This is a genomic window from Pseudomyxococcus flavus (assembly GCF_050038885.1).
Classification (GTDB): Bacteria; Myxococcota; Myxococcia; order Myxococcales; family Myxococcaceae; genus Myxococcus; species Myxococcus flavus.
On record NZ_CP143624.1, the window covers coordinates 3,907,032 to 3,928,899 of the forward strand.

The following is a 21,868-nucleotide window of genomic DNA, read 5'->3' on the forward strand; positions in this document are numbered from 1 at the left end:
CGGGCGGTCAGCCTTTCGCACCGCGCCGGGCTAGGTCAACGGAGCCACGCGAGCATGACGCCCTCGGAACGCGGTCCACGCCTGACGAGATGATGAGAACTCGACCGGTTCCGGTTCCCGCTATAGGGCCAGGAACTGGGAACCAGCGGCCCAAGCATCAGCGCCGTCCCCGCGCGAGGAGCGCCTCCAGTGACGCGGCCGGGATGCGGATGGAGTTCCCGATCCACACCCGTTCCAATTCCCCACGTTCGAGGAGCGCGTAGACGGTGGCCCGGCAGACGGCCAACTCCTCCGCCACCTCGCGCACCGTGAGCATCGGCGGGGCCACCGGCCGCACCATGTTCCGCACCACCGGCGCACCACGGCCAGTCGAAGCAGTGGAAACAGTGCCAACCGGCACCACCCTCGCTGCCTGGGGAGCGCCAATCCCTTCCGTAGGTTGCGAGCCGGTGACAGAGGCTGCGAACTCCTGCCAACCCGCCCCACCCCGGTTGCGAACCGAGAGGCCGCAGGTTCGACTCCTGCCAGGACCACTTCTTGACCGGCTTGTCACGTCGGGTTGGCCACGACCTCCGTCGGTGGTGCGCGTTGCCTTCAGCCCAGCGGCGACTCGGAGGTGATGATGCCGTCCATGTCCGCGTAGACGTAGTGGCCGGGACGGAAGACGACTCCGGCGAAGCGGACCTCCACGTCGCGCTGGCCTTCGTTGCGCTTGAGGCTCTTGAGCGGATGGGTGCCCAGCGCCTTGACGCCAATGCGCATGCGGCTCACGTCTTCCGCGTCGCGGATGCAGCCATTCACGACCACGCCCGCCCAGCCGTTCTGCTGGGCGAGCAGGGCCAGCTGGTCTCCCACGAGCGCGCAGCGGCGGCTGCCCCCACCGTCCACCACCAGCACCCGGCCCTGGCCGGGCTCCTCCAGGGCCTTGCGCACGAGGGAGTTGTCCTCGGGCGCGCGCACCGTGCTGATGGGACCGGCGAAGGTCCGGACACCGCCGTAGTCGTGAAACCCGGGCTCGGCAATCTGGAACTGCGCCGAGCCCGCGTGGGCATCGCAGAGGTCGGCCGTCTTGAAGCTCGTGAACGCGCTCATGGCCGCGAGCCTTCTCAGGCCTCGCGAGCGGACGCAACGTCCAGGGCGCGGAGGTCCTCCGGCGTCAGTTGCAACGTGAACGCACCCAGCAGCTCCTGCGTCTGGCTGGCGGATGTCGCGCTCGCGATGGGGGCCGCGATGGTGGGCTGGGCGGCCAGCCACGCGAGCGCGACCTGGGCGAACGTCGCGCCCGGGTGCCGGCGAGTGACAGCTTCCATCGCGTCAATCACCGCCCACCCGCGCGCGTTGCCGTATTGCTTCAGCACGCCCTCGGCGCGAGCTGACTTCGGAGGCGGCTGGCCCTGGCGGTACTTGCCCGTCAGGAAGCCCGACGCCAACGCGAAGTAGGGCGCCACCACGAGCCCTTCCCGCTCGCAGATTTCCCGGAGGGAGGCCTCGTAGGCCTTGCGCTCGACGAGGTTGTAGTGCGGTTGCAGCACCGTGTACCGGGAGAGGCCGTCGCGCTTGGATACCTCCAGCGACTCGGTGAGCCGCTGCGGGGAATGATTGCTCGCGCCCAGCGCGCGGACCTTGCCGGCGCGCACCAGCGCGTCGAAGGCCGCCATCGTCTCCTCCACCGGCGTCTCCGGGTCCTCATAGTGCGCGTAGTAGAGGTCGATGACGTCCACCTGCAGCCGGCGCAGCGAGGCCTCCACGCTGCGCTGGATGTGCTCGCGGCCCAGGCCCTTGCCCAGCTCGGTCTGTGAGCCCACCTTGGTCGCGATGACGACGCGCTCTCGGGCGCCGCGCGACTTCATCCACTTGCCGATGAGCGTCTCCGACTCGCCGCCCCGGTTGCCCGGAGCCCAGCTCGAATAGACGTCCGCGGTGTCGATGAAGTTGCCGCCGCCTTCGAGGTAGGCATCGAGCACCGCGAACGAGGTCGCCTCGTCGGCGGTCCAACCGAAGACATTCCCACCCAGGCACAGCGGGGACACCTGGAGGCCCGTCGTACCGAGCGCCTTGCGTGCTTCGAGCTTCATCTGGGGCATGGCTTGTTTCTCCCGTAGCCGGCGTACCTAACTGGGCCCGGGGATGGGTGCAGGTCAAAATGTCCCTGCGGGGATTCGGGAGTCGCCGCTGAAACAATCCAATTTAGTCAGATTTGGCGAGAAGGCGGTTTCTTCCGTCGTGCCGGGGAGTGTCCATAATGCGTCGGCGACGGCACGAAGAAGCGGGGAGCATGGGGGCGGGCGTGCGAGGACACGAGCTGTCTCGTGCCACATGTTATGGAACGCGCCATGAACCACGCTCACAGTCAGGCCCTCTTCGCTCGCGCGCAGGCACGCATCCCCGGCGGAGTGAATTCTCCGGTGCGCGCCTTCCGAGGCGTTGGCGGTGACCCGGTCTTCTTCCGTGAAGGCGCTGGCGCCTGGCTCACGGATGTGGACGGCAACCGCTACGTCGACCTCGTGGGGAGCTGGGGGCCGCTCATCCTGGGCCACGCGTATCCGCCCATCGTGGACGCCATCATCGACGCCGCCCGCCGGGGCTCGTCCTACGGCGCGCCACATGCCGGCGAGGTCGAGTTCGCGGAGCTCATCTGCGCCACCATGCCCGCGGTGGAGATGGTGCGGCTGGTCTCCAGCGGGACCGAGGCCACGGTGGCCGCCATCCGCGTCGCGCGTGGCTTCACCGGCCGCGAGCACATCCTCAAGTTCGAGGGTTGCTTCCACGGCGCCGGCGACCCGTTCCTGGTGAAGGCGGGCAGCGGCGTGGAGACGCTGGGCCTGCCTGACTCGCCGGGCGTGCCGTCGGCGCTGGCGAAGCTCACGCTCACCGCGCCCTTCAACGACCTGGCGGCCGTGGAGCGCATCTTCGAGGAGAAGGGCAAGGACATCGCCTGCGCCATCATCGAGCCGGTGGTGGGCAACATGGGGGTGCTGGTCCCCAAGCCGGGCTACCTCGAAGGCCTGCAGGCGCTCTGCCGGAGGCACGGCGTGCTGCTGGTGCTGGACGAGGTGATGACGGGCTTCCGGCTGTCGCGTGGCGGCGCGCAGGAGCTGTACGGCCTCGAGCCGGACCTCACCACCATGGCCAAGGTGATTGGCGGCGGCATGCCGCTGGGTGCGTACGGCGGCCGTCGCGACATCATGGAGAAGGTGGCGCCCGCGGGGCCGGTGTACCAGTCCGGCACGCTGTCGGGAAACCCGGTGGCGGTGGCCGCGGGCCTGGCGTGCCTCAAGGCCCTGGCCGCGCCTGGCACCTATGCGCGGCTGGAGGAGGTGAGCCGCATGCTGGAGGTCGGGCTGCTCGCCGAGGCGCGGGCCGCCGATGTCCCCGTCACCATCAACCGCGTGGGCAGCATGCTCACCGTGTTCTTCACCGGCGAGCCCGTCTACGACTACACCAGCGCGAAGAAGGCGGACACGGCGCGCTTCGGCCAGTTCTTCCACGCCATGCTGAACGAGGGCGTCTACCTGCCGCCCAGCCAGTTCGAGGCGGCGTTCGTATCGCTGGCCATTGGCGAGCCGGAAGTCGCACACGTGCTCGCGGCGGCGAGAAAGGCCTTCCGTTCGCTTGGCAAGACCGGTTGAGCCCGCGCCCCTCGAGGGGCCCGTTCGCTTCGGTCCCTATACCCTCGTGCGCCGCATCGGCGCCGGGGGCATGGGAGAGGTGTTCCTCGCGCGCGAGGAGGCGCCTCGCCGTGCCTGCGTGGTGAAGAAGGTCCTCCCGCAGCTCATGGCGAGCCCCCAGTTCGCGGGCCGCTTCCGGGACGAGGCCCGCGTGGTGGTGCGGCTGCATCACCCGAACATCGCCCGCGTGTACGCGATGGGGGAGGTGGAAGGGCAGCTCTACCTGTCCATGGAGTACGTGCAGGGCAAGACGCTCAGCCGGCTGACGTACCGGCTGAGGCAGCTCGGCCGGACGCTGCCGCTGGGCATCATGCTCCTGCTGGGCCAGCGGCTCTGCGAGGGCCTGGCCTATGCGCACGACGCGACGGACGAGTCCGGCCACCCGCTGCACCTGGTGCACCGGGACCTGTCGCCGGCGAACGTGTGCATCAGCTACGCGGGCGAGGTGAAGATCATCGACTTCGGCGCGGCGCAGTCCACGCTGAAGGAGCAGCAGACGGCGCCTCGGGTGGTGATCGGGAACCTGACGTACATGGCACCGGAGCAGGCGCGGAAGCGCTTCGTGGACCGGCGCGCGGACGTGTACGCGGTGGGCGCGCTGCTGTGGGAGTTGTTCGCGTGGAAGCCACTGGCGCAGCGGGGAGACCCGGTGGAGCGATGGCGGCGCGCGGCCTATCCGCAGTGGGAGCCGGCGGGACACTTCCGACAAGGCGTACCGTCCAGCGTGGACGCGTTCCTGATGCGCGCGCTCGCTTCCGAGCCCGACAACCGGTTCCCGGACGCGGGGGCCATGGGCGCGGAGCTGGCGAGGCTGAAGGCGAAGCTGGCGCCGAATGTGACCGATGCGGACCTCGCCCGGCTCATCTCGGGGGCCTTCCCCCGGGAGAAGAAGGCGGAGGAGCTCGTGCTCCGGGAGTTGCTGCGCGAGGAGCGCTCCCGCTCCCTCACCGAGCCCGAGGTGGCGGCGGTGCTCGTGCCTCCCACGGCGCTGGCGTTCGAGCATGGGGGCATCGAGGCCCCCGAGGACTTCGTTCCGGGCGAGCGTGCCGATGCCTCACCCGCGGTGGTAACGAGCGAGGACGGGGCACGGCCTCGACCTGCGGCGCAGGACGACCCGGCAGAGGCGATGGGCGTCACGGCGCGAGGTCCGGATGCGCGGACGCAGGCGGCGTCGGGCGCTTCGCGAGGAGCACACGCCACCCGGTTGTATGGCACGGAGGATGAGGCGACGGTGGTGGATGCCGGCGCTTCTCGTGGACATCGGAGCCATGCATCGGGGGAGCGCGCCGACGCTGCGGAGGCTCGCGGTGGCGTCAGCGGCGGGGGCTCAGGCGCCGCTCCTCCGGAGCAGGGCAGCTCCGCGAGCTCGTACGGAGACGAGGACGAGGAGTCCACCGTCGTGCAGCCGGGGCGCGGCGGCGCGGCAAGAGCGCACAGGGCTTCAGACGAAAGGGCAGCCGTCGCTCAGGCCGGGCGCGGGGGCGCGGTGAGCTCTCACGGTGATGGGGGCTCAGAGGAGTCCACCGTCGTGCAGCCGGGGCGCGGCGGCGCGGCGAGCGCTCACGGTGATGGGGGCTCAGAGGAGTCCACCGTCGTTCAGCCGAGACGCAGTGGTGGCGCGGTGTCTCCCTCCGAGTCGATGCATGCGCAACCCGAGCCCGCTGGCACTCCGCGCCGTGGGACCTCCTCCGTTGGTGCCAGCACGACACACGCCACGAGCGACGCTCGCGGCGGAGCGGTGGACCAGTCCGCACAGGTGGGTGCCGGAGACACGGCGGCCACCGAAGCCGTTGACGCCGCGAAGTTGATGGTCGCGCTCGAACGCGCCGAAGCGGCCCGAGCGCCGTCGCGCGGCGCCGCCGCATCCGAGGATGTCACCGTGACGGAGGTGAGCCCCGCGAGGGCTCAGCCACCTGCCGCGCCATTGCGCCGCGCCACCCGCGAGACGCAGGTGGGCTTCGGCGTGGACATCTCGCAGGCGGTGGATGCGGCGGCGGTGGAGGCGCGTCGGTTGGAGTTGGTGCGCGCCATCACCGGCGACGACGAGGTTCCCGTCATGGAGGCGGAGAGTCCCTCCGGAACGTGGCTCCGCGGCAGACGCGCCTGGCTTGCCGCGGGACTGTTCACGGGCGCCTGTGCCCTGGGGCTCGCGCTGGCGTGGGCGCTGGCCTGATGCCCAGGCCGGAAGTCAGCTTCCCGAAGGCAGCCGGTAGCTGAAGCCCAGGCCGATGGTGGCGGTGTCAATCCAGTTGCTGGTGAAGCCGTCGCCAATCTCGTCCTCGTTGTCGTCCGACGTGCCGCGCGCGCCGCCGCCCAGGTAGCGCAGGTTGAGGAATGCCTCGACGCTGTCGGTGATGCGCACGCCTCCGCGCAGGGACGCATCCAGCAGCGCGCCGGTGGTGTTGGAGTCACTGTCACCATTGATGATGGCCGTCGGTGCGTAGCTCCCGTCCGCCTCGAAGCCCGCCCACCAGCCGCCGCCCAGGCCCCACCGTCCGCGCACCTTGAGCAGTGGCACCGGCCCCACGTCGCGCGCGGTGCGGCGCAGCGTGCCGTCCGCGGAGGTGAAGACGTAGCTCGCGTTGCGCAGCTGCAGTGACACGCCCACGGACAGCTCCCCGTCTGGCCCGGACAGCAGGTCGTACAGGTAGCTGGCCCGGTAGAACGGGAAGCTGTAGCGCACGTCCAGCGGCGTGCCCGCGGGGAAGTCGAGCGCGTCGATGCGCACGTCCCGCTGGAGCACCACCTCCGTGTTGATGGCCAGCGGCTGGTAGAGAAACACCACCGTGTGCCGCCCCTTCAAGGTCAGCTCCGCGGACAGGCGCATGAAGTTGTAGAGGTTGCCGAGGGGAATTGCGCCCCGGACGCATGAGCTTCGAATGCGTTACCAGCCTTCGTGCGCCACGGAGGCGGGAGTGTCCAGCGGGAGATAGAGCCGGAACGTGGTGCCCTGGCCTGGTTGGGACTCCATGTCCACCCGGCCCTGGTGGGACTCGATGATGCGCTTCACCACGGCCAGCCCCAGCCCCGTGCCCTTGGCCTTGGTGGTGAAGAAGGGCTCGAAGATGCGCGCCCGCACGTCGGGGGAGATGCCCGGTCCGCTGTCGGCGAACTGCACCTCGACCTCGGGCGTCCCCGGGGCGCGCCGGACGCTCGCGCGCAGGACTCCCCCCTGGGGCATGGCCTGCACCGCGTTGATGGCGAGGTTGAGGAAGGCCTGGCGCATCATCCGCTCGTCCACGGTCACAGAGGGGACGTCGTCCGCCAGGTCCATCTCCACGCGCACCTGGCCCGGCGCTTCCGCCAGGGCACCTCGCACCGCGTCCTCGACCAGGGGGGACAGGGGCACGGCGTAGGGGTGCGGCGCGGGCGGCCTCGCGAAGGTGAGCAGGTCCGCGACGATGCGGTTGAGCCGGTCCGACTCCTCGCCGACGATGTCCAGCAGCGGCACCGCCGCGCTGTCCGGCCCGACGATGCGGCGGATGGTCGCCACCGAGTTGAATATGGCGCCCAGCGGATTGCGCACCTCGTGGGCCACCACCGCGGACAGCTCGCCCAGCGCGGCCAGCCGCTCGCGGCGCACCAGCTGGGCCTGCGTCCGCGCCAGCTCCACGTAGCTGGCTTGCAGGTCCTCCACCAGCCGCGCGCCCTCGCGGGCCAGCGCGAGCTGGTTGGCGATGGCGCTGGCCCGCTCCACCTCCGCCGATGTGAAGCGCCGGGGCCGCCGCGTCTCCACCGCCATCATCACACCCATGGGGCGCTCGTGGACCACCAGCGGCAGCACCAGGAAGGCCCGCGCGTCGGGGAGGAGCCGGACCTCCTCGTTGACGCGCAGGTCGGAGCTGGTGTCCTCCACCATCACCACCTCGCGCGCGTGGAACGCCATGGACGCGAGGGATGTGTCGGCCGGGATAAGCGGCAGCGTCCGTCCGAGCAGCTCCGCGTGCTCGCCCATCATCGCGCGCAGCTGGAGCCGCTCGCCCGAGCTATCCGGCAGGAACACATAGGCATCCTGCGTGTCCACGATGCGCGCCAGGCTGGTGACGCCGATGTGCAGCAGCTTGTCCAGCTCCAGCGTGGCCGCCAGGGCCTTGGCCACCTCGTGCAGCAGCGCGAGGTCCTCCGCGCGGCCACGCAGCTCGTGCAGCAGCCGGTGGGACTCGATGGCCGCGCCGAAGTGGCTGCCCATGGCCTGCAACGTCTCCCGCTCCAGCGGCGTCAGGGGCCGGCGCCGGCGGAAGAGGGCCGTCAGGGTGCCCACGCCCCGGGAGCGCACGCGCAGCGGTACGATGACCACGGAGCGGAAGCCCTGCCTGCGCAGCGCCTCGCTCAGGTCGTCCGGAAAGGACTCCACCTCGCGCTCCAGCGGCACGCCCTCGCGCTGCGCCTGCGTGCACAGCCCGTTGGCGTGCCACCGCCGCGTGAAGTCCTCCGGGCCTTCGCCCTCCAGCCCCCGAGAGTAGGCGAGCTCCACCTCGCCGTCCCCCGCGGGCAGGAGCACCGTCACCGCGTCGCAGCCCAGGAGGTCCGCGATCTCGTCCGTGCCCGGTGCGAAGAGCGCCTGGGGGTGGGGCGCGGACGCCGTCACGGAGGCCAGCCGGTTGAGCGCCGCCAGCGCGGTGTTCTGCGCCGACAGCCGGGAGATGGTGAGCGCCGCGTCCAGCGCGGCGGACACCTGCGCGCCGAACAGCCGCACCGGCGGCTGCTCTTCCTCGCGCAGCCAGTCCGCCATCAGCGCGAGCATCGCCCGGGGCTGGCCCTCCACGTCGATGCGCACCGCGATGGCGCGCGTCTGTCCGGCCCGCTGGAGCCCCTGTCGCACCAGCACGCCTCGGGCCCCCCGGAGGAAGCGCTCGGCCTCCTGGGGGAGCTCATTCGAGAAGGCCGCGCCGTCTCGCCAGGCGCGCTTCAGCAGCGGAGCCCACTGGCCCACGATATCGCGCACCCAGCGCCCGCTCAGGGAGGCCGCGTCCGGTGGCACCATGTCCGGGGGCACGAAGGTCTGTCCCAGCCGGACCCCGAGGTGCTCGGGGGAGAGCCAGGCGCAGGCCAGTCCCAGCTCCTCCACACCGGAGAACATCCGCCGGAGCACCTCCGCCTCGGTGCGCAGCGAAGGGAGGCTGGCCCCCAGCTCGGCCAGCCGCTGGAGCACGTTGCGGCGCCGGGTTCGCGCCGACACGTCGCGCACCAGCACCACCCACTCCGCGCCGCTCGGGATGACGGTCAGCTCCACCCGCCGCTCGCCCTCGGGCGTGCGCAGCATCGTCTCGTAGGTGGTGGGAACGGGCTCGCCGCGCCTGCGGCGGGCATGGCGGGTGTCCAGCTCGGCCGCGCTCGCCGTCGACGCCAGCAGCGTGGCCGCTTCGCCCAGCACCGCTTCGCGCGGGCGCCCCGACATCGTCACCAGCGCCTCGTTCACATAGACGAAGCGGCCGTCACGGATGACACAGACACCCACGGACATGGACTCGAAGGGGCCGTAGGCAGCCCCAGGGGCGGCGGCGGTTTTCACGGCAGCCTGACTCTTCCACTCCGGACTGGTGGTGAGAAATCGGCCGCCCGTCACTTCGCCCACCATCCCACAACCCGGAGGTCCGCCTGGGGCCTACACAGAGGAGGGGCCCGGCCGCGCAGGGCAGCCAGGCCCCAGGTGACAACGCCGGGAGCGCGCCCGGACGGCCTCAGGCCGGGGAGGCCGAGTTGGACTCCGCGCTCCGGTGATGGACCTTCGTATACAGGCCGATGAGCTCGGCCTCGCCCAGGATGTGGCCTTCCATGGCCTCCCGGAGCTGGGTACGGGAGGCGCGGCCCAGGTCCGGAAGGACGGTGTCCAGCGCGTACAGGCGGAAGAAGTACCGGTGCATGCCAATGGGCGGCATGGGGCCACCGTAGCCCTGGCGGCGGAAGTCGTTCAGCCCCTGCCGGGTACCTTCCGGGAGCACGTCCGGTGTGGCGCCTTCGGGCAGGCCCTGGGCGGAGGGCGGGATGTTGTAGACGACCCAGTGGGAGAAGGTCATCTGGGGGCTGCGCGGGTCTGGCGCGTCAGGGTCCTCCACGATGAGGGCCAGGCTCTTCGTCCCGGCCGGCATGCCCGTCCATTGGAGGGGCGGGGAGATGTCCTCACCCTCACCGGTGTAGGCAATGGGGATGAGGTCGCCGTCCTTGAAGCGGGGGGACGTGAGCTCGAGCGGCTTCGGCATGGAGTCCTCCAGGTGTGATGAAGCGTGTCTGGAGCAAGCTGGCGACGCGGACTCCCGGGCGCCGAGGAGGGGGAGGGGCACCGCCTGGCCGGTCGCCACCGGAGCGATGGGGCGGGCTTCACCCTCCGTGCGCGGCGCCAGGCCCCCGGAGGGACACCCGGGCAGACCCCCAGAGGGGGCGCGCATCCCCACTAGGCGTTGGGCGGCCAGGGGCGGCCTCGTGCGGGGCAGATCGACGATAGCTGAGCTTGCCGATGCGGCAATCGTGACTGGCGCCAGGGGGCCCGCCGCCCATGGTACCGGTTGCGTGTGCTGCGTGTTCGGTGTTAAGCGGCGCCCGCGCGTAGAGGGTCGGGTCTGGCGGGGTTGGAAAACCGAGGGTTTCCCGGGGTTTGGGGAGGCGTCCGAATGGAAGTGAAGGAGCCTCGGAAGCCGGGTGGTTCGGACGGAAGCGAGCTGGGTGAGACAGCCCGGCAGATGCGGGCGGCGCAACCCTACGTCGCGGCGGTGTGGAAGCTGGTGGGCGGAGCGGTGGTGGGCGTGCTGGGCGGCTACTGGCTGGACAGGTGGTTGGGGACGGGGCCCTGGCTGATGGTGGTGATGAGCCTGGTGGGTATCTGCGTGGGCTTCTATGGATTCCTCCATGAGATGGCCCGGCTGGGGAAACGGAAGTGACGGCGCAGGGCGGAGGTAGGGCGGACTCCTTCCGGAGTCATGCGGCGCTGGCGAGCGGCGTGGCGGTCGTGGGGCTGGCGCTTGCGGCGCTGATGCCGCAGGTGGTGGAAGACCGGGTGTCGGCGCTGTGGGGTGTGGGGCTGGCGGCGGTGACGGGCGCGGTGGCGCTGGTGCTGAAGCGGCGGGCGGTGCGGCAGGACCTCAACGCCGCGCTGAAGGTGGTCGGCGTGATTTTTGGCCTTCGGGCCGTGGGCGTGTTGGCGGGGCTGTTGGGCGTGGTGTCGCGGGGACTGGCGGCGGTGCCGTTCATCGCCGGCTTCTTCGGCGTCTACTTCGCGCTGCAGTGGATTGAAGTGAGCTACGTGATGGCCGCGTCGAAGGAATCGGCGGGCGGAGACGAGTGATGCGCAAGGCAATGGTGCTGTTCGCCAGTCTGTTCGCTGCCACGGCGTGGGCCGCGGGGTCCGCCGGAGGGGAGCAGGGCGGAGACGACGTGCCGGGGTACATCCTCCACCACGTCGTCGACTCGCCCTACCTGGAGATCGAGGTCCCGCTCAGCAGCCCCATCCACGCGGCGGACCTGCCCCAGATTCTGATTCCGTTCAGCGAAGGCGCGTGCACGCCCCGGATGACGGACCACGGGCAGGAGATTCCGGGCCTGATGGAAGGCTGCCTGGACCTGTCCATCACGAAGCACACCATCATGATGTGGCTGGCCGCGCTGCTGCTCCTGGGCACCCTGTTCATCTGGGGCAACCGCGACAAGACGAAGCTGGTGCCGCGCGGCGCGGGCGCCAACCTCATCGAGATGCTGGTGCTGTTCGTCCGGGACGAGCTGGCCATCAAGAACATCGGCAAGGAGGAGGGCCCCCGGTACGTGCCCTACCTGCTCACCGCGTTCTTCTTCATCCTCTTCATGAACCTGCTGGGCCTGGTGCCCTGGATGGCGACCGCCACCGGCAACCTGGCCGTCACCGCGTCCCTGGCGGTGTGCACCTTCATCGTCACCCAGGTGGCCGGCATCCGCGCGGCGGGCCTGGGCGGCTACCTGAAGCACCTGACGGGCGGCGTGCACCCGGCGCTGTGGTTCATCATGATTCCGGTGGAGGTGCTGGGCCTGTTCACCAAGCCCTTCGCCCTCACGATGCGTCTGTTCGCCAACATGCTGGCGGGCCACATCGTCCTCTTCTTCCTCCTGGGCCTCATCTTCATCCTCGGCCACCCGGCGGTGGCGGCGGTGAGCGTGCCCTTCGCCTTCGCCATCTATCTGCTCGAGCTGTTCGTGGCCTTCGTGCAGGCCTACGTCTTCACGATGCTGTCGGCGCTGTTCATCGGCATGAGCGTGGCGATGGGCCACCACGACCACGGGCACGCCGAGGGCCACGGCCACTCGGAGACGGGCCCCAGCCACGACCACGGCAAGGCCCACATGCTGGGCGGGTAGCCCGCGGGCTTTGTGTATGAGTTAGCGGGGCGCTGGAGTCGGGCGCCCCGGTCGAAGACCCGGCGGTTCGAAAGGCCGTCGGAGGTAGTCCTCAAGGGACCTCACGACCCCCCCACAAGCGGGTCCACGCTACGAAAGAAGAAGTGCCACCATGACCAACCTCGCTCTTGCCTTCCTCGCCGCCGGTCTGGGTGCCGGTCTCGCCATCATCGGTGCCGCGCTCGGCATCGGTAAGCTGGCCGCCGCCGCCATGGACGCCACGGGCCGTCAGCCGGCCGCGGGCGGTGACATCCGCACCACGATGATCATCGCGGCGGCCCTTATCGAAGGCGCCACGCTGTTCGCGCTGGTCGTCTGCATCCTGCTCGCCACCAAGAGCTAAGGCGAGCGCAGGTCGAGTCATTGTCGGAAGGTCGCCGGTGCCCGTAGGGAAGTTCACCTCGGGCGCCGGCCGCTCCGGCCGCAGCAACCGAAGTCTTCGCAGCCTCCCTCCCTCACGCTGGACATCCCGCCATGTTCCTGCCCTCTGTCCTCGCCGCCAGTAACCTCGTGAAGGTCCAACCGGGCCTCATTTTCTGGACCCTCGTCACCTTCGTCATCGTCGCCATCGTCCTGAAGGCGAAGGCGTGGGGCCCCATCCTCTCGCTGGTGGAGGAGCGCGAGAAGCAGATTGCCAGCGCCATCGAGAGCGCCAAGCGTGAGCGCGCCGAGGCGGAGAAGTTGCTGGCCGACCAGAAGACGGCCATCGCCGAGGCCCGCCGCGAGGCCGCGGAGATGATGCGCCGCAACACGCAGGAGATGGAGAAGTTCCGCGAGGAGCTCATGGCCAAGAGCCGCAAGGAGGCCGAGGAGCTCAAGCTGAGCGCGCGTCGCGAGATTGACGAGCAGAAGGCGAAGGCCATCGCCGAGGTCCGCTCCATGGCGGTCGACCTGGCCATGGAAGTGGCCGGCAAGCTCATCAGCGAGCGCATGGACGACAGCAAGCAGCGCGCGCTGGCCGAGCAGTTCGTGCAGGGCCTGCCGCTGGGCGGCTCCAGCACCACCGGCGCGGTTCGCCGCACGGCCTAATCCCCTTCTGGGGAAGCGCGCCCCCCGGTGCGCGTGTTCCAGGGAATCACCATGGGTCTTTCCATCGGCATCGTCGGGCTTCCCAACGTCGGCAAGTCCACCCTGTTCAACGCGCTGTCGGCCGCGGGCGCGCAGGCGGCCAACTATCCCTTCTGCACCATCGAGCCCAACGTGGGCGTGGTGCCCGTGCCGGATGACCGCCTGGACAAGCTGGCGGCGCTCATCAAGCCGCTGAAGAAGGTGCCCACCTCGCTGGAGTTCGTGGACATCGCCGGCCTGGTGCGCGGCGCGTCCAAGGGCGAGGGCCTGGGCAACCAGTTCCTGGGCAACATCCGCCAGGTCGACGCCGTGCTCCACGTGCTGCGCTGCTTCGAGGACGACAACGTCACCCACGTCGAGGGCGGGGTGAATCCGGTGCGGGACCGGGACGTGGTCGACACGGAGCTGTGCCTCAAGGACCTGGAGACGGTGGACAAGCGCCGCGAGCGCACCCAGAAGAACACCAAGGTGGGTGGCAAGGTCGGTGACGAGGCCAAGGCCGAGCTGGCGCTGCTGGACCGCATCAAGGCGGGCCTGGACAACGGCGTCACCGTGCGCGCCCAGAAGCTGAACGAGGAAGAGCGCGCCGTCATCCGCGACCTGTTCCTGCTCACCGACAAGCCCGTGCTGTACGTGGCGAACATCGGCGAGGGGGAGCTGGGCAAGGAGGACGCCAACCCCCACGTCGCCGCCGTCCGGGAGATGGCCGCGAAGGAGGGCGCCGAGGTCGTGGTGCTCGCCGCGGCGCTGGAGTCCGAAATCCAGCAGCTTCCGGAGTCGGAGCGCCCGGGCTTCCTGGAGAGCGTGGGCCTGACCGAGCCCGGCCTGCACAAGGTGGTGCGCGCGGGCTACAAGCTCCTGGGCCTGTGGACGTACTTCACCGTGGGCGAGCAGGAGTGCCGCGCGTGGACCATCCTCAAGGGCTACAAGGCTCCGCAGGCGGCCGGCGTCATCCACTCCGACTTCGAGCGCGGCTTCATCAAGGCCGAGGTGATGCGCTGGGAGGACCTGGTGAAGCTGGGCAGCGAGTCCGCCGTGAAGGAGAAGGGCATGCTGCGCGTGGAGGGCAAGGAGTACGTCGTCCAGGACGGCGACTGCATGCACTTCCGCTTCAACGTGTGACGTTCGTTCGTCGCGCGGCCGTCATCGCGGGCGCAGTGCTTCCGGGCCGGGAGGTCCGGAGGCGGCGCCCGCGAGCCGTTTCAGGGGCTTGCTCCCAGGGCGCTCAGAGGCCGCGCGGTCCGCTCAGCACGGTGTAGACCCAGATGCCCACGGCGATGAGCGCCAGCACCGTGGTGAAGGTCGCCGTGCGCCGCATGCGGGGGCGCTCCTCCACCGGGTGGCGCGAGGCGAAGAGCCACATGCCGCCCACGCGCAGGACGAGGAACAGGCCGAGCAGGATGGGGCCAATCACCTGCCAGCCCGAGGGACGCATCAGCACCACCGCCCACGAGGCGAGGAAGGCGATGTTGCCCAGCAGCGAGGCGATGGCGAAACGAGGATAGGCGCGTCGAGTGTCCACGGCGCTGGAGTTTCTCCGCGCGGGGTCGGGTCTCCAACGACAGACTTCCGTGGGTGCGTGGCACGCGACAGTGGCGGCGTCGCGAGGCGCCAGCATCCGAGTGGACCTCTCAGCCCGTCCCCGGGGGGTTCGCCTCCACGTAGCGGGCTCGGGGCCGCAGCAGGTGGCCCTGTTCGCGCTGCTCCAGGACATGGGCCACCCAGCCCGCCGCGCGGCCCACGGCGAACAGTGCCGCCCCCGCGCCCGGTGGAAGGCCCAGCGCTCCGGCGAGCATCACCAGCCCGAAGTCCACCGTGGGCGGGGGATGGCCCGCCGCACGCATCGTTTCCAGCACGGCCGTGGCCACGCGGACGCTGGTGGCTTCGGGCCGGATGGCCTGCGCTGCCTCCACCAGGGGAGGCGTTCGCGGGTCCCCGTCCGGGTAGAGCTGATGCCCGAAGCCCGTCACCGACTCGCCGCGGCGCAGCCGCTCGTGGATGACGTCCGAAGCCCGCTCGGGCCGCCCCACCTCCGCGAGCAGGGCCTCCACCCGGTCGCAGGCGCCGCCGTGCCTGGGACCGGAGAGCGCGGCCAGCGCGGCGCTCAGGCACGCGTAGAGGTCCGCGCCGGACGAGGCCGCCACGCGCGCGGCGAACGTGGACACGTTGAGCTCGTGGTCGGCGCACAGCACGAGTGCGCGATTGAGCAGCTCCGGCGCGCGCTTCACCCGGGTGTTCCAGGCGCAGGCCAGCGCGTGCGCCACCGTGGGCTCCTTCAGGGCGCGCACCACCCGCGCGGGCGCGTGCGCCACGCAGACCCAGGCGGCCAGGTGACGCAACAGGCTCCGGGCACGAGCCCGCTCCTGCTCGGGCGGTGAGGCGAAGCGGACCACGTCCCGCGCGGCCAGGAGTGGCACCAGGGCGGCCAGCGCGGCGACCGGAGGCGTCCCGCGCGACAGCAGCTTCGCCAGCTCGGGTGGTGGAAACGAGGGCTCTGGTGAGGGCCACCGGGAGGGCGTCACGGGCAGCGTGCCCGTCCACAGCAGCTCCGCCACGTCCTCGAAGTGGCGTCCCTCCACCGCGAGCGTCACCGCCGAGTGGTGGCCCCGGTACGCGAGCCCCTCCGCGCCCACGCGCGACACCGACGAATCGATGACGGGCTCGCCCCACCGCAAGGCGCCCGAGGCCACGGCGGCATGGCCGGCCCGCGCGTCGTGCCGCGCCTTGAGGCGCTCCAGGTCGGAGCGGACGTAGCGGTTCTCCTTGGTGCCTCGCTCTGGCACGCAGCGCACCAGCCCCCGGCTCACGTAGGTGTAGAGCGTGGCCCGCTTCACCCCGAGGAGCGCGGCGGCCTGCGCCGCGGGCAGCAACTCCTCTTCAGGTCGATGGTCGAATCGAGATTGAGAGCGTCCGCCTCTGGGCCTACTCATGTCTCACGCGCCTCCGGGAATCGCATTCTCGACTCGACTGGACGTTCTGTCGATGTGTGGCCAGGGGCCCGCCGCCGCGCGTGTTCGCGGGAGGAGTCTGTCATGCAGGTGGACTTCGGACGCACGTCCACGGATTACGTGCAGCACCGGGCGGGCTTCCCGGAGGCCTTCTTCAAGCGGCTCGACCGGGAAGGTCTCCTTCGCCCCGGGCTCCGGGTGGTCGACCTGGGGACGGGCACGGGCACGGTGGCCCGCGGGCTCGCGCAGCGTGGCGCCAGGGTGACGGGGCTGGACATCTCGGCGGAGATGCTGGACGCGGCCCGCGAGCTCGCCACGGAGGCGAAGCTGCGCATCGACTTCCGACGGGCCCGCGCGGAGGACACCGGCCTGCCCTCGGGCGCCTTCGACCTGGTGGTCGCGGGCCAGTGCTGGCACTGGTTCGACCGTCCCGCCGCGGCGCGTGAAGCCATCCGGTTGTTGGTTCCCGGAGGGCGCCTGGTCATCGCCCACTTCGACTGGCTGCCGTTGCCTGGCAACGTGGTGGAGGCCACCGAGTGGCTCATCTCGTGCTTCAATCCGGGGCCTTCCGCGTCCGTCGCGCCCCTGAGCCAGTCCTCCGGTGTCTATCCTCCGTGGTTCCGCGACGTCGCGGAGGCGGGGTTCACGCAGTTGGAGTCGTTCTCGTTCGACGTCTCCGTGCCGTACTCCCACAGGGCCTGGCGGGGACGCATCCGCGCGAGCGCGAAGGTGGGCGCGTCCATGCCCCCGGAGACCGTGGCGCGGTTCGACGCCGTGTTGGCGCAGTTGCTCACGGAGAGCTTCCCCGCGGATCCCCTCGGCATTCCCCACCGCGTCTTCGCGCTGCTCGCGACGCGGCCTTGAACAGGAGTCCTGCCCATGTCCTCGCATCCTCACGTCGTCCACGAGCCCGAGCTTCCCTGGACCGAAGTCACGCAAGGGCCTCGGGTGCAGTACCGCCGCAAACAGCTGGGGGCCGCCGCGAAGGGGCGCAAGCTGGGATGCAGCTTGATGGAGCTGCCACCTGGCAAGCACGCGTGGCCGCGCCACTACCACCTGGCCAACGAGGAGGCCTACTACATCCTGTCCGGCACGGGGCGGCTGCGCCTGGGTGAGGACACCCTGGCGGTGAAGGCCGGGGACTACGTGGCGCTGCCCGTGGGGGCTGGTGGCGCGCATCAGCTCCTGAACGACGGTGACGCGCCCCTGCGCTACCTCGCCTTCTCCACCATGCTGGAGCCGGATGTCATGGTGTACCCGGACTCGGAGAAGGTGGTCATCTCCGCGGGCAGTGCCCCCGGGGGCGACAAGGCCGCCCGCACCCTGTTCACCACGCTGCCGCTGTCCGCGGAGGTGGACTACTGGAGCGGCGAGGAGCGATAGGCTCACGGGCCGAGATGGCCCCACTGCTCGACGTGCTCTCCCGGGAGCGACTCCTCAAGGACCGCGATGCCGCCGCGGCGCTGTTGCCGCGCGGCGAGCCTCCGCATGTGTCCATGCTGCGCCTCTGCGATGCCGGGCTGCTCGAAGGGGGCCTGTCCGTGGGCTACGGCGTGCGCGCCGACGAGCTGGTGGGCCCGCTCACCACCGCCATGGGCGGCGCGGCCCGCCGCTTCAAGGTCGTGGATGTTCGCGAGCGTCCCGTGCTGGAGCTGCACGTGATGGCCGGTGACGTGACGGAGCGCTGGGAGGTGGAGGACCTGTCCGCGCTCGTGCACAACCTCAACAGCCTCTATCGCGATGCGCCGGACGTGCGCGCGGTGGCCGAGCTGGGGGAGTGGGAGGACGCAATCCAGCTCTGGTGTGTGGACAAGCGCGCCCTGCCGCGGCTGGCGCGTCAGTCCTTCTTCGCTCCGCGCAACGTCCGGGCGCTGATGACGCCCGGCGGCGAGTGAGGCCCGGGCCGGACCCGTACTCGCGGTAGACCCGGATTCTGAGGCAGCATGCGGGGGCATGCGTTTCGTCTGGTCCTGCCTGCTCGTGTTGCTCCCGGCGTTCCCCGCGTCGGCGGAGCTGGATTCCTTCGGCCTGGGCACGGGGCGCGATGGGGCGCTCTCCGTGACGACGGAGGGCCACGTCATCAACGCCGCCGCGCCGCTGACTGCCTCCGTCGCCGTGGGCGACGACAGGGCCCGGGTGGAGGGCGTTGCCGGGTTCTCCGCAGGCATGCTGGTGCTGCTCCACCAGTCGGCGGGGCCCGCGGACGCCATTGTCACCAGTGACGGCGGCACGTTGGAGCTCCGGCAGGTGGGCCACTGGGAGCTGGCGCGCGTGGCCTCGGTGTCGCGCGAGCCGTTCGAGCTGCGGTTCTCCGCGCCGCTGGTGCACGCCTACGCCGCGCCCGGCGCGCAGGTGGTCTCCGTGCCCGAGTACACGGGCGTCTCCGTGGCCGCGGGCGGCTCGGTGGTGGCTCGCCCGTGGGATGGGCGGAGCGGTGGCATCGTGGCCTTCCTCGCCACGGACAGCGTGACGAACCAGGGCCTCATCAGCGCGGCAGGCGCGGGCTTCCGGGGCGGACCCTTCGTCAACCACGCGGAGCTCTACGGCTGCACCGACCTGGACATGTCTCCCGAGGCAGGCGGTGCCTCCAAGGGCGAGGGGTTGCGGACGGGCCGCTTCGGCACCGCGTCGGGGCGGGGCTCCGTGGCCGGTGAGGGCGGCGGCGGTAACTGCCACAACGCCGGCGGCGGTGGCGGCGGAAACGGCGGCCGGGGCGGTATCGGCGGTCGTACCACGGAAGCGGACCTGATGCGGGACGTGGGCGGTCTCGGCGGAGCGCCCGCGAAGTACTCGCTGGCCGAGAGGTTCATCTTCGGAAGTGGTGGAGGCGCGGGTGAGGGCAATGACGGCCAGGGCTCGGACGGGGGCGCCGGCGGTGGGGCCGTGCTCATCCGGGCGCGGACATTCGCGGGGACCGGGCGAATCACCGCGGATGGCCGCGCCGCCAGCGACACGCCGGGCGACGACGGGGCGGGCGGTGGCGGCGCCGGTGGCTCCCTCATCCTGCGCGCGCAGGAGACATTGGGCTGTGGCGGCGCGTGGGCCGCGGGCGGCCGCGGCGGCAATGTGAGTGCCCCGGACTGGGTGATGGGGCCGGGCGGGGGTGGTGGTGGTGGGAGCGTGCTGCTGCAAGGGACGACGACGCCGTGTCCCACGGTGGTGACGGGCGGCGCTGCTGGAATGCTCTCGGCGCCGGATGGCGGCACGCATGGCGCGGAGCGCGGAAGCTCGGGCTTCGTCGAGCAGTTCCTCACGGCGTATCGCACGCCCACGCGGCCGTCCATCATCTCGCCCGCGTTCGGTGCCGTGGGCCTGCCGGACCGTCCGCGCTTCGAGGGCATGGCGGACCCGGGTGTCCGGGTGCTCGTGTTCGTCGATGGTGTCGAGCGGCTCCAGGTGGGCGCCGGGGCGGATGGCCGGTTCACGGGGGGCATCGCTCCGCATCAGGCCCCGCTCGCCATCGGCACGCACACGGTTCACGTGGTGTCGGAGACGCTGGGGGCCTACAGCGAGCCCTCCGCCCCGGTGTCGTTCTCGGTCGCGGCCACCTTGGAAGACGGCGGCGTGGTGGTGGAGCCCATCCTGGTGATTCCCCAGGATGGGGAGACGGTGGGCACCACGCCGCTGTTCGCCGGCGTCGCGCCCAACGGGCCGATGGTGGGCATCGAGGTGGACAACGGCGCGGAGGTGCTCGTCCCCGTCGATGGCGCGGGCCGCTTCCGCTACCAGTGGCCGTCCGAGTCGCCGCTGGCGCCGGGGCCGCACTTCGTCACCGTCCATTCGCACAACGAGGCAGGGGAGAGCGGGCCGTACTCGCAGCCCATCCGGTTTGATTCCCAGGTCATCGGCGGCGAAGGTGACGCGGGGACGTCCGAGCCGGATGCGGGCACCCCATCTGGAGACGGTGGAGCCGATGGCGGCGTCACGACGCCGGAAGGCGGCTGGCCCGTGCTGGTGGTGCCCGAGGAAGGGGAGGCGGTGGATGCCACGCCCCTCTTCGCGGGCGCGGCCACCCCCGGGGCCTCGGTGGTCATCGAGGTGGATGGCAGCGAAATCGCGACGGTGACGGCGGATGCCACCGGCGCTTTCCGCTACCAGGTGCCCTTCGAGCAGGCGCTGAGCGTGGGCGCCCACAGCGTCGCGGCCGAGGAGCACCTCGTCACCTCGAGCCGCGAGCCCGCGCGCTCGCTCGTCACCGGCTTCGAGGTGCGAGGCCCCGAGGCGCTCGATGTGGGCTGCGGCTGCGGAGCCTCACCGGCTGGCGTGGTGGGCGCCTGGGCGCTGCTGGTGGGGCTGGCGGGCCTGACGCGACGGCGGCGCGGCTGACGGAGGCTCCTGACCCCGCGCGAGGGGCTCGCGTCATGACCGGGAGGCCGCGAATGGGCGGCGCACCCGGTGCGTTGGGCCGGAAGCGTCAGTCGTCGCCCAGCAGGCCGCCCAGGCCGACGCCCCCCAGCACGCTGCCTTCCCCGGTCGAGCCACCCGGGCCGGCGGCGGAGAGGATGCGGCCCGCGAGCCGGCTGAAGGGGAGCGACTGGAGCCACACCTTACCCGGGCCGCGCAGCGTGGCGAAGAAGAGGCCCTCGCCGCCGAAGAAGGCCGTCTTGATGCCGCTCACCATCTGGATGTCGTAGTCCACGGTGGGTTGGAACGCGACGATGCAGCCGGTGTCCACGCGCAGCAGCTCGCCGGGGCCCAGGGTGCGCTCGTGCAGCGTGCCGCCCGCGTGGATGAAGGCGAGCCCATCTCCCTGGAGCCGCTGCATGATGAAGCCCTCGCCGCCGAACAGGCCGGTGCCCAGCTTCTTCTGGAAGGCGATGCCCAGCGACACGCCCTTGGCCGCCGCGAGGAAGCTGTCCTTCTGGGCAATCAGCTCGCCGCCGAGCTCGCTCAGATTCACGGGGATGATCTTCCCCGGGTAGGGCGCGGCGAAGGACACCTTGCGCTTGCCGCGACCGCTCTTGTTCTGGAAGACGGTGGTGAAGAGCGACTCGCCCGTCAGCAGGCGCTTGCCCGCGCCGAGCAACGAGCCGAAGAAGCCGCCTGACTGCTGCGAGCCGTCACCGAAGATGGTCTCCATCTCGATGCCGTCCTCCATGTACATGAGGGTACCGGCCTCGGCGACCGCGGCTTCTCCCGGGTCCAGCTCCACCTCGACGAACTGCAGGTCCTCGCCGTAGATGTGGAAGTCCACTTCGTGCATGCGTGCCATGGATGCGCTCCGTCGTGAGGAAACGGAGCGCACCATAGCCGTCCCGTCGCGAGGCTACCGCGACAGAATCAGGGCCAGCGTGGCCACGAGGCGGGCGTCGTCGTTCCCGATGGCGGGCGGAATCGACAGCGACACGGGGTTCTCCAGCCCGGCGAGGCACGAGCGCCAGCCCTGGTAACGGCCCTCCTCGGAGGCGGTGAGCTGGTAGCTGCAGCGGCCCACGTCGCCCGTGAAGGTCTGCGGCGTCACCCGGAAGTCGGTGAGCTGTCCGCCGAACGTGCCCTTGGCCCGCAGGGCGCCTTCCTCCTGCGTCATCTTCAAGTCCACGGGACCGCTGCCGTAGATGCCGCGAATGCGCGCGTCGTCCAGCGTGACGTTGATGGGACGCCCGAAGGCTCGGCCCCGCAGCGCATCGCCACCGAAGCCGAGCTGCAGGTCGGGGCTGGAGATGTCGCGGTCGGTGACCCTCGCGTTGAGCGCGACCCTGGGCGTTCGCAGGTCCAGGTACTGGACGGGCGGCTGGGCCACGGCCGCGCCCGCCGTGAGCAGGGCGACCGTGAAGATATGTGAAGTTCTCATGTGTTCAACGTAGCTGGCTCGCCAACCCGCCGCTT

22 protein-coding genes are annotated in these 21,868 nt (G+C 70.9%); 12 read left to right on the forward strand and 10 right to left on the reverse strand.

The genetic code is table 11. The features are described from left to right. Positions 1-157: 157 nt before the first annotated feature. The 3 genes from VZL07_RS16445 to VZL07_RS16455 form a co-directional block, all read right to left on the reverse strand. Complete coding sequence (locus VZL07_RS16445) at positions 158-340, reverse strand: helix-turn-helix domain-containing protein (RefSeq protein ID WP_426756484.1); 183 nt, start codon at positions 338-340, stop codon at positions 158-160. 254 nt (positions 341-594) lie between these two features. Beyond that, entirely contained in the window at positions 595-1,092 is a 498-nt protein-coding gene (gene rraA, locus VZL07_RS16450; RefSeq protein WP_426756485.1) for a ribonuclease E activity regulator RraA, read from the reverse strand. Between the two features lie 14 nt (positions 1,093-1,106). After that, positions 1,107-2,084 carry an aldo/keto reductase gene (locus VZL07_RS16455; RefSeq protein ID WP_426756486.1) on the reverse strand — a complete coding sequence of 326 codons (978 nt, stop codon included), beginning with the start codon at positions 2,082-2,084 and terminating at the stop codon, positions 1,107-1,109. 249 nt (positions 2,085-2,333) lie between these two features. Between VZL07_RS16455 and hemL the strand changes: the two genes are divergently transcribed. Continuing rightward, entirely contained in the window at positions 2,334-3,629 is a 1,296-nt protein-coding gene (hemL, locus tag VZL07_RS16460) for a glutamate-1-semialdehyde 2,1-aminomutase (protein WP_426756487.1), read from the forward strand. After that, positions 3,613-5,841: a serine/threonine protein kinase gene (locus tag VZL07_RS16465; RefSeq protein WP_426756488.1), complete on the forward strand. Its 2,229-nt coding sequence runs from the start codon at positions 3,613-3,615 to the stop codon at positions 5,839-5,841. Before hemL ends, VZL07_RS16465 begins: the two co-directional genes overlap by 17 nt. A 15-nt stretch (positions 5,842-5,856) precedes the next feature. Here the strand turns inward: VZL07_RS16465 and VZL07_RS16470 are convergent, their stop codons facing one another. The 3 genes from VZL07_RS16470 to VZL07_RS16480 all read right to left on the reverse strand — a co-directional run bounded on the left by VZL07_RS16470 (position 5,857) and on the right by VZL07_RS16480 (position 9,868). After that, positions 5,857-6,495, reverse strand: coding sequence for a hypothetical protein (locus VZL07_RS16470; protein WP_426756489.1), 639 nt, complete (start codon positions 6,493-6,495; stop codon positions 5,857-5,859). 57 nt (positions 6,496-6,552) lie between these two features. Continuing rightward, positions 6,553-9,180 (reverse strand): ATP-binding protein, encoded by a 2,628-nt coding sequence (locus tag VZL07_RS16475; protein ID WP_426756490.1) that lies wholly within the window; start codon positions 9,178-9,180, stop codon positions 6,553-6,555. Between the two features lie 169 nt (positions 9,181-9,349). After that, positions 9,350-9,868 (reverse strand): YbhB/YbcL family Raf kinase inhibitor-like protein, encoded by a 519-nt coding sequence (locus VZL07_RS16480; RefSeq protein WP_426756491.1) that lies wholly within the window; start codon positions 9,866-9,868, stop codon positions 9,350-9,352. A 408-nt stretch (positions 9,869-10,276) separates the two neighbouring features. Here VZL07_RS16480 and VZL07_RS16485 point away from each other — a divergent pair, with 408 nt between their 5' ends. From VZL07_RS16485 to ychF, 6 genes are all read left to right on the forward strand, one after another. After that, complete coding sequence (locus VZL07_RS16485) at positions 10,277-10,543, forward strand: AtpZ/AtpI family protein (RefSeq protein ID WP_426756492.1); 267 nt, start codon at positions 10,277-10,279, stop codon at positions 10,541-10,543. After that, the gene (locus VZL07_RS16490) at positions 10,540-10,947 is read left to right on the forward strand and encodes a hypothetical protein (RefSeq protein ID WP_426756493.1); all 408 of its coding nucleotides are present in this window, start codon (positions 10,540-10,542) and stop codon (positions 10,945-10,947) included. The genes VZL07_RS16485 and VZL07_RS16490 overlap by 4 nt, the downstream gene beginning before the upstream one ends. Next, a complete protein-coding gene (gene atpB, locus VZL07_RS16495; protein WP_426756494.1) occupies positions 10,947-11,987 on the forward strand; it encodes a F0F1 ATP synthase subunit A in 1,041 nt (346 codons plus the stop codon). Before VZL07_RS16490 ends, atpB begins: the two co-directional genes overlap by 1 nt. Before the next feature lie 151 nt (positions 11,988-12,138). Further along, on the forward strand, positions 12,139-12,369 hold the full coding sequence (locus VZL07_RS16500) for an ATP synthase F0 subunit C (protein WP_426756495.1): 231 nt from the start codon (positions 12,139-12,141) through the stop codon (positions 12,367-12,369). A 131-nt stretch (positions 12,370-12,500) separates the two neighbouring features. Beyond that, positions 12,501-13,055 carry a F0F1 ATP synthase subunit B gene (atpF, locus tag VZL07_RS16505; protein WP_426756496.1) on the forward strand — a complete coding sequence of 185 codons (555 nt, stop codon included), beginning with the start codon at positions 12,501-12,503 and terminating at the stop codon, positions 13,053-13,055. A gap of 51 nt (positions 13,056-13,106) precedes the next feature. After that, the gene (gene ychF, locus VZL07_RS16510; protein WP_426756497.1) at positions 13,107-14,216 is read left to right on the forward strand and encodes a redox-regulated ATPase YchF; all 1,110 of its coding nucleotides are present in this window, start codon (positions 13,107-13,109) and stop codon (positions 14,214-14,216) included. Positions 14,217-14,319: 103 nt separating this feature from the next. Here ychF and VZL07_RS16515 read toward each other — a convergent pair whose 3' ends face one another. Together VZL07_RS16515 and VZL07_RS16520 are read right to left on the reverse strand one after the other, a co-directional pair. Next, the gene (locus VZL07_RS16515) at positions 14,320-14,616 is read right to left on the reverse strand and encodes a hypothetical protein (RefSeq protein WP_426756498.1); all 297 of its coding nucleotides are present in this window, start codon (positions 14,614-14,616) and stop codon (positions 14,320-14,322) included. A 109-nt stretch (positions 14,617-14,725) separates the two neighbouring features. Continuing rightward, a complete protein-coding gene (locus VZL07_RS16520) occupies positions 14,726-16,024 on the reverse strand; it encodes a citrate synthase (protein WP_426756499.1) in 1,299 nt (432 codons plus the stop codon). 102 nt (positions 16,025-16,126) lie between these two features. Here VZL07_RS16520 and VZL07_RS16525 point away from each other — a divergent pair, with 102 nt between their 5' ends. Genes VZL07_RS16525 through agmC form a run of 4 tightly spaced genes read left to right on the forward strand, consistent with a single transcriptional unit; the run spans position 16,127 to position 20,368 of the window. Continuing rightward, the gene (locus VZL07_RS16525) at positions 16,127-16,906 is read left to right on the forward strand and encodes a class I SAM-dependent methyltransferase (RefSeq protein WP_426756500.1); all 780 of its coding nucleotides are present in this window, start codon (positions 16,127-16,129) and stop codon (positions 16,904-16,906) included. Positions 16,907-16,921: 15 nt separating this feature from the next. Next, complete coding sequence (locus tag VZL07_RS16530) at positions 16,922-17,425, forward strand: cupin domain-containing protein (protein ID WP_426756501.1); 504 nt, start codon at positions 16,922-16,924, stop codon at positions 17,423-17,425. 14 nt (positions 17,426-17,439) lie between these two features. Next, entirely contained in the window at positions 17,440-17,937 is a 498-nt protein-coding gene (locus VZL07_RS16535; protein WP_426756502.1) for a hypothetical protein, read from the forward strand. A 58-nt stretch (positions 17,938-17,995) separates the two neighbouring features. Beyond that, positions 17,996-20,368, forward strand: a complete 2,373-nt coding sequence (gene agmC / locus VZL07_RS16540; RefSeq protein WP_426756503.1) for an adventurous gliding motility protein AgmC — start codon at positions 17,996-17,998, stop codon at positions 20,366-20,368. An 88-nt stretch (positions 20,369-20,456) separates the two neighbouring features. On the opposite strand, the gene VZL07_RS16545 is transcribed toward agmC, so the two are convergent. After that, on the reverse strand, positions 20,457-21,254 hold the full coding sequence (locus VZL07_RS16545; protein WP_426756504.1) for a TIGR00266 family protein: 798 nt from the start codon (positions 21,252-21,254) through the stop codon (positions 20,457-20,459). A 54-nt stretch (positions 21,255-21,308) separates the two neighbouring features. Further along, positions 21,309-21,833 (reverse strand): hypothetical protein, encoded by a 525-nt coding sequence (locus VZL07_RS16550; RefSeq protein WP_426756505.1) that lies wholly within the window; start codon positions 21,831-21,833, stop codon positions 21,309-21,311. Between the last annotated feature and the right edge of the window lie 35 nt (positions 21,834-21,868).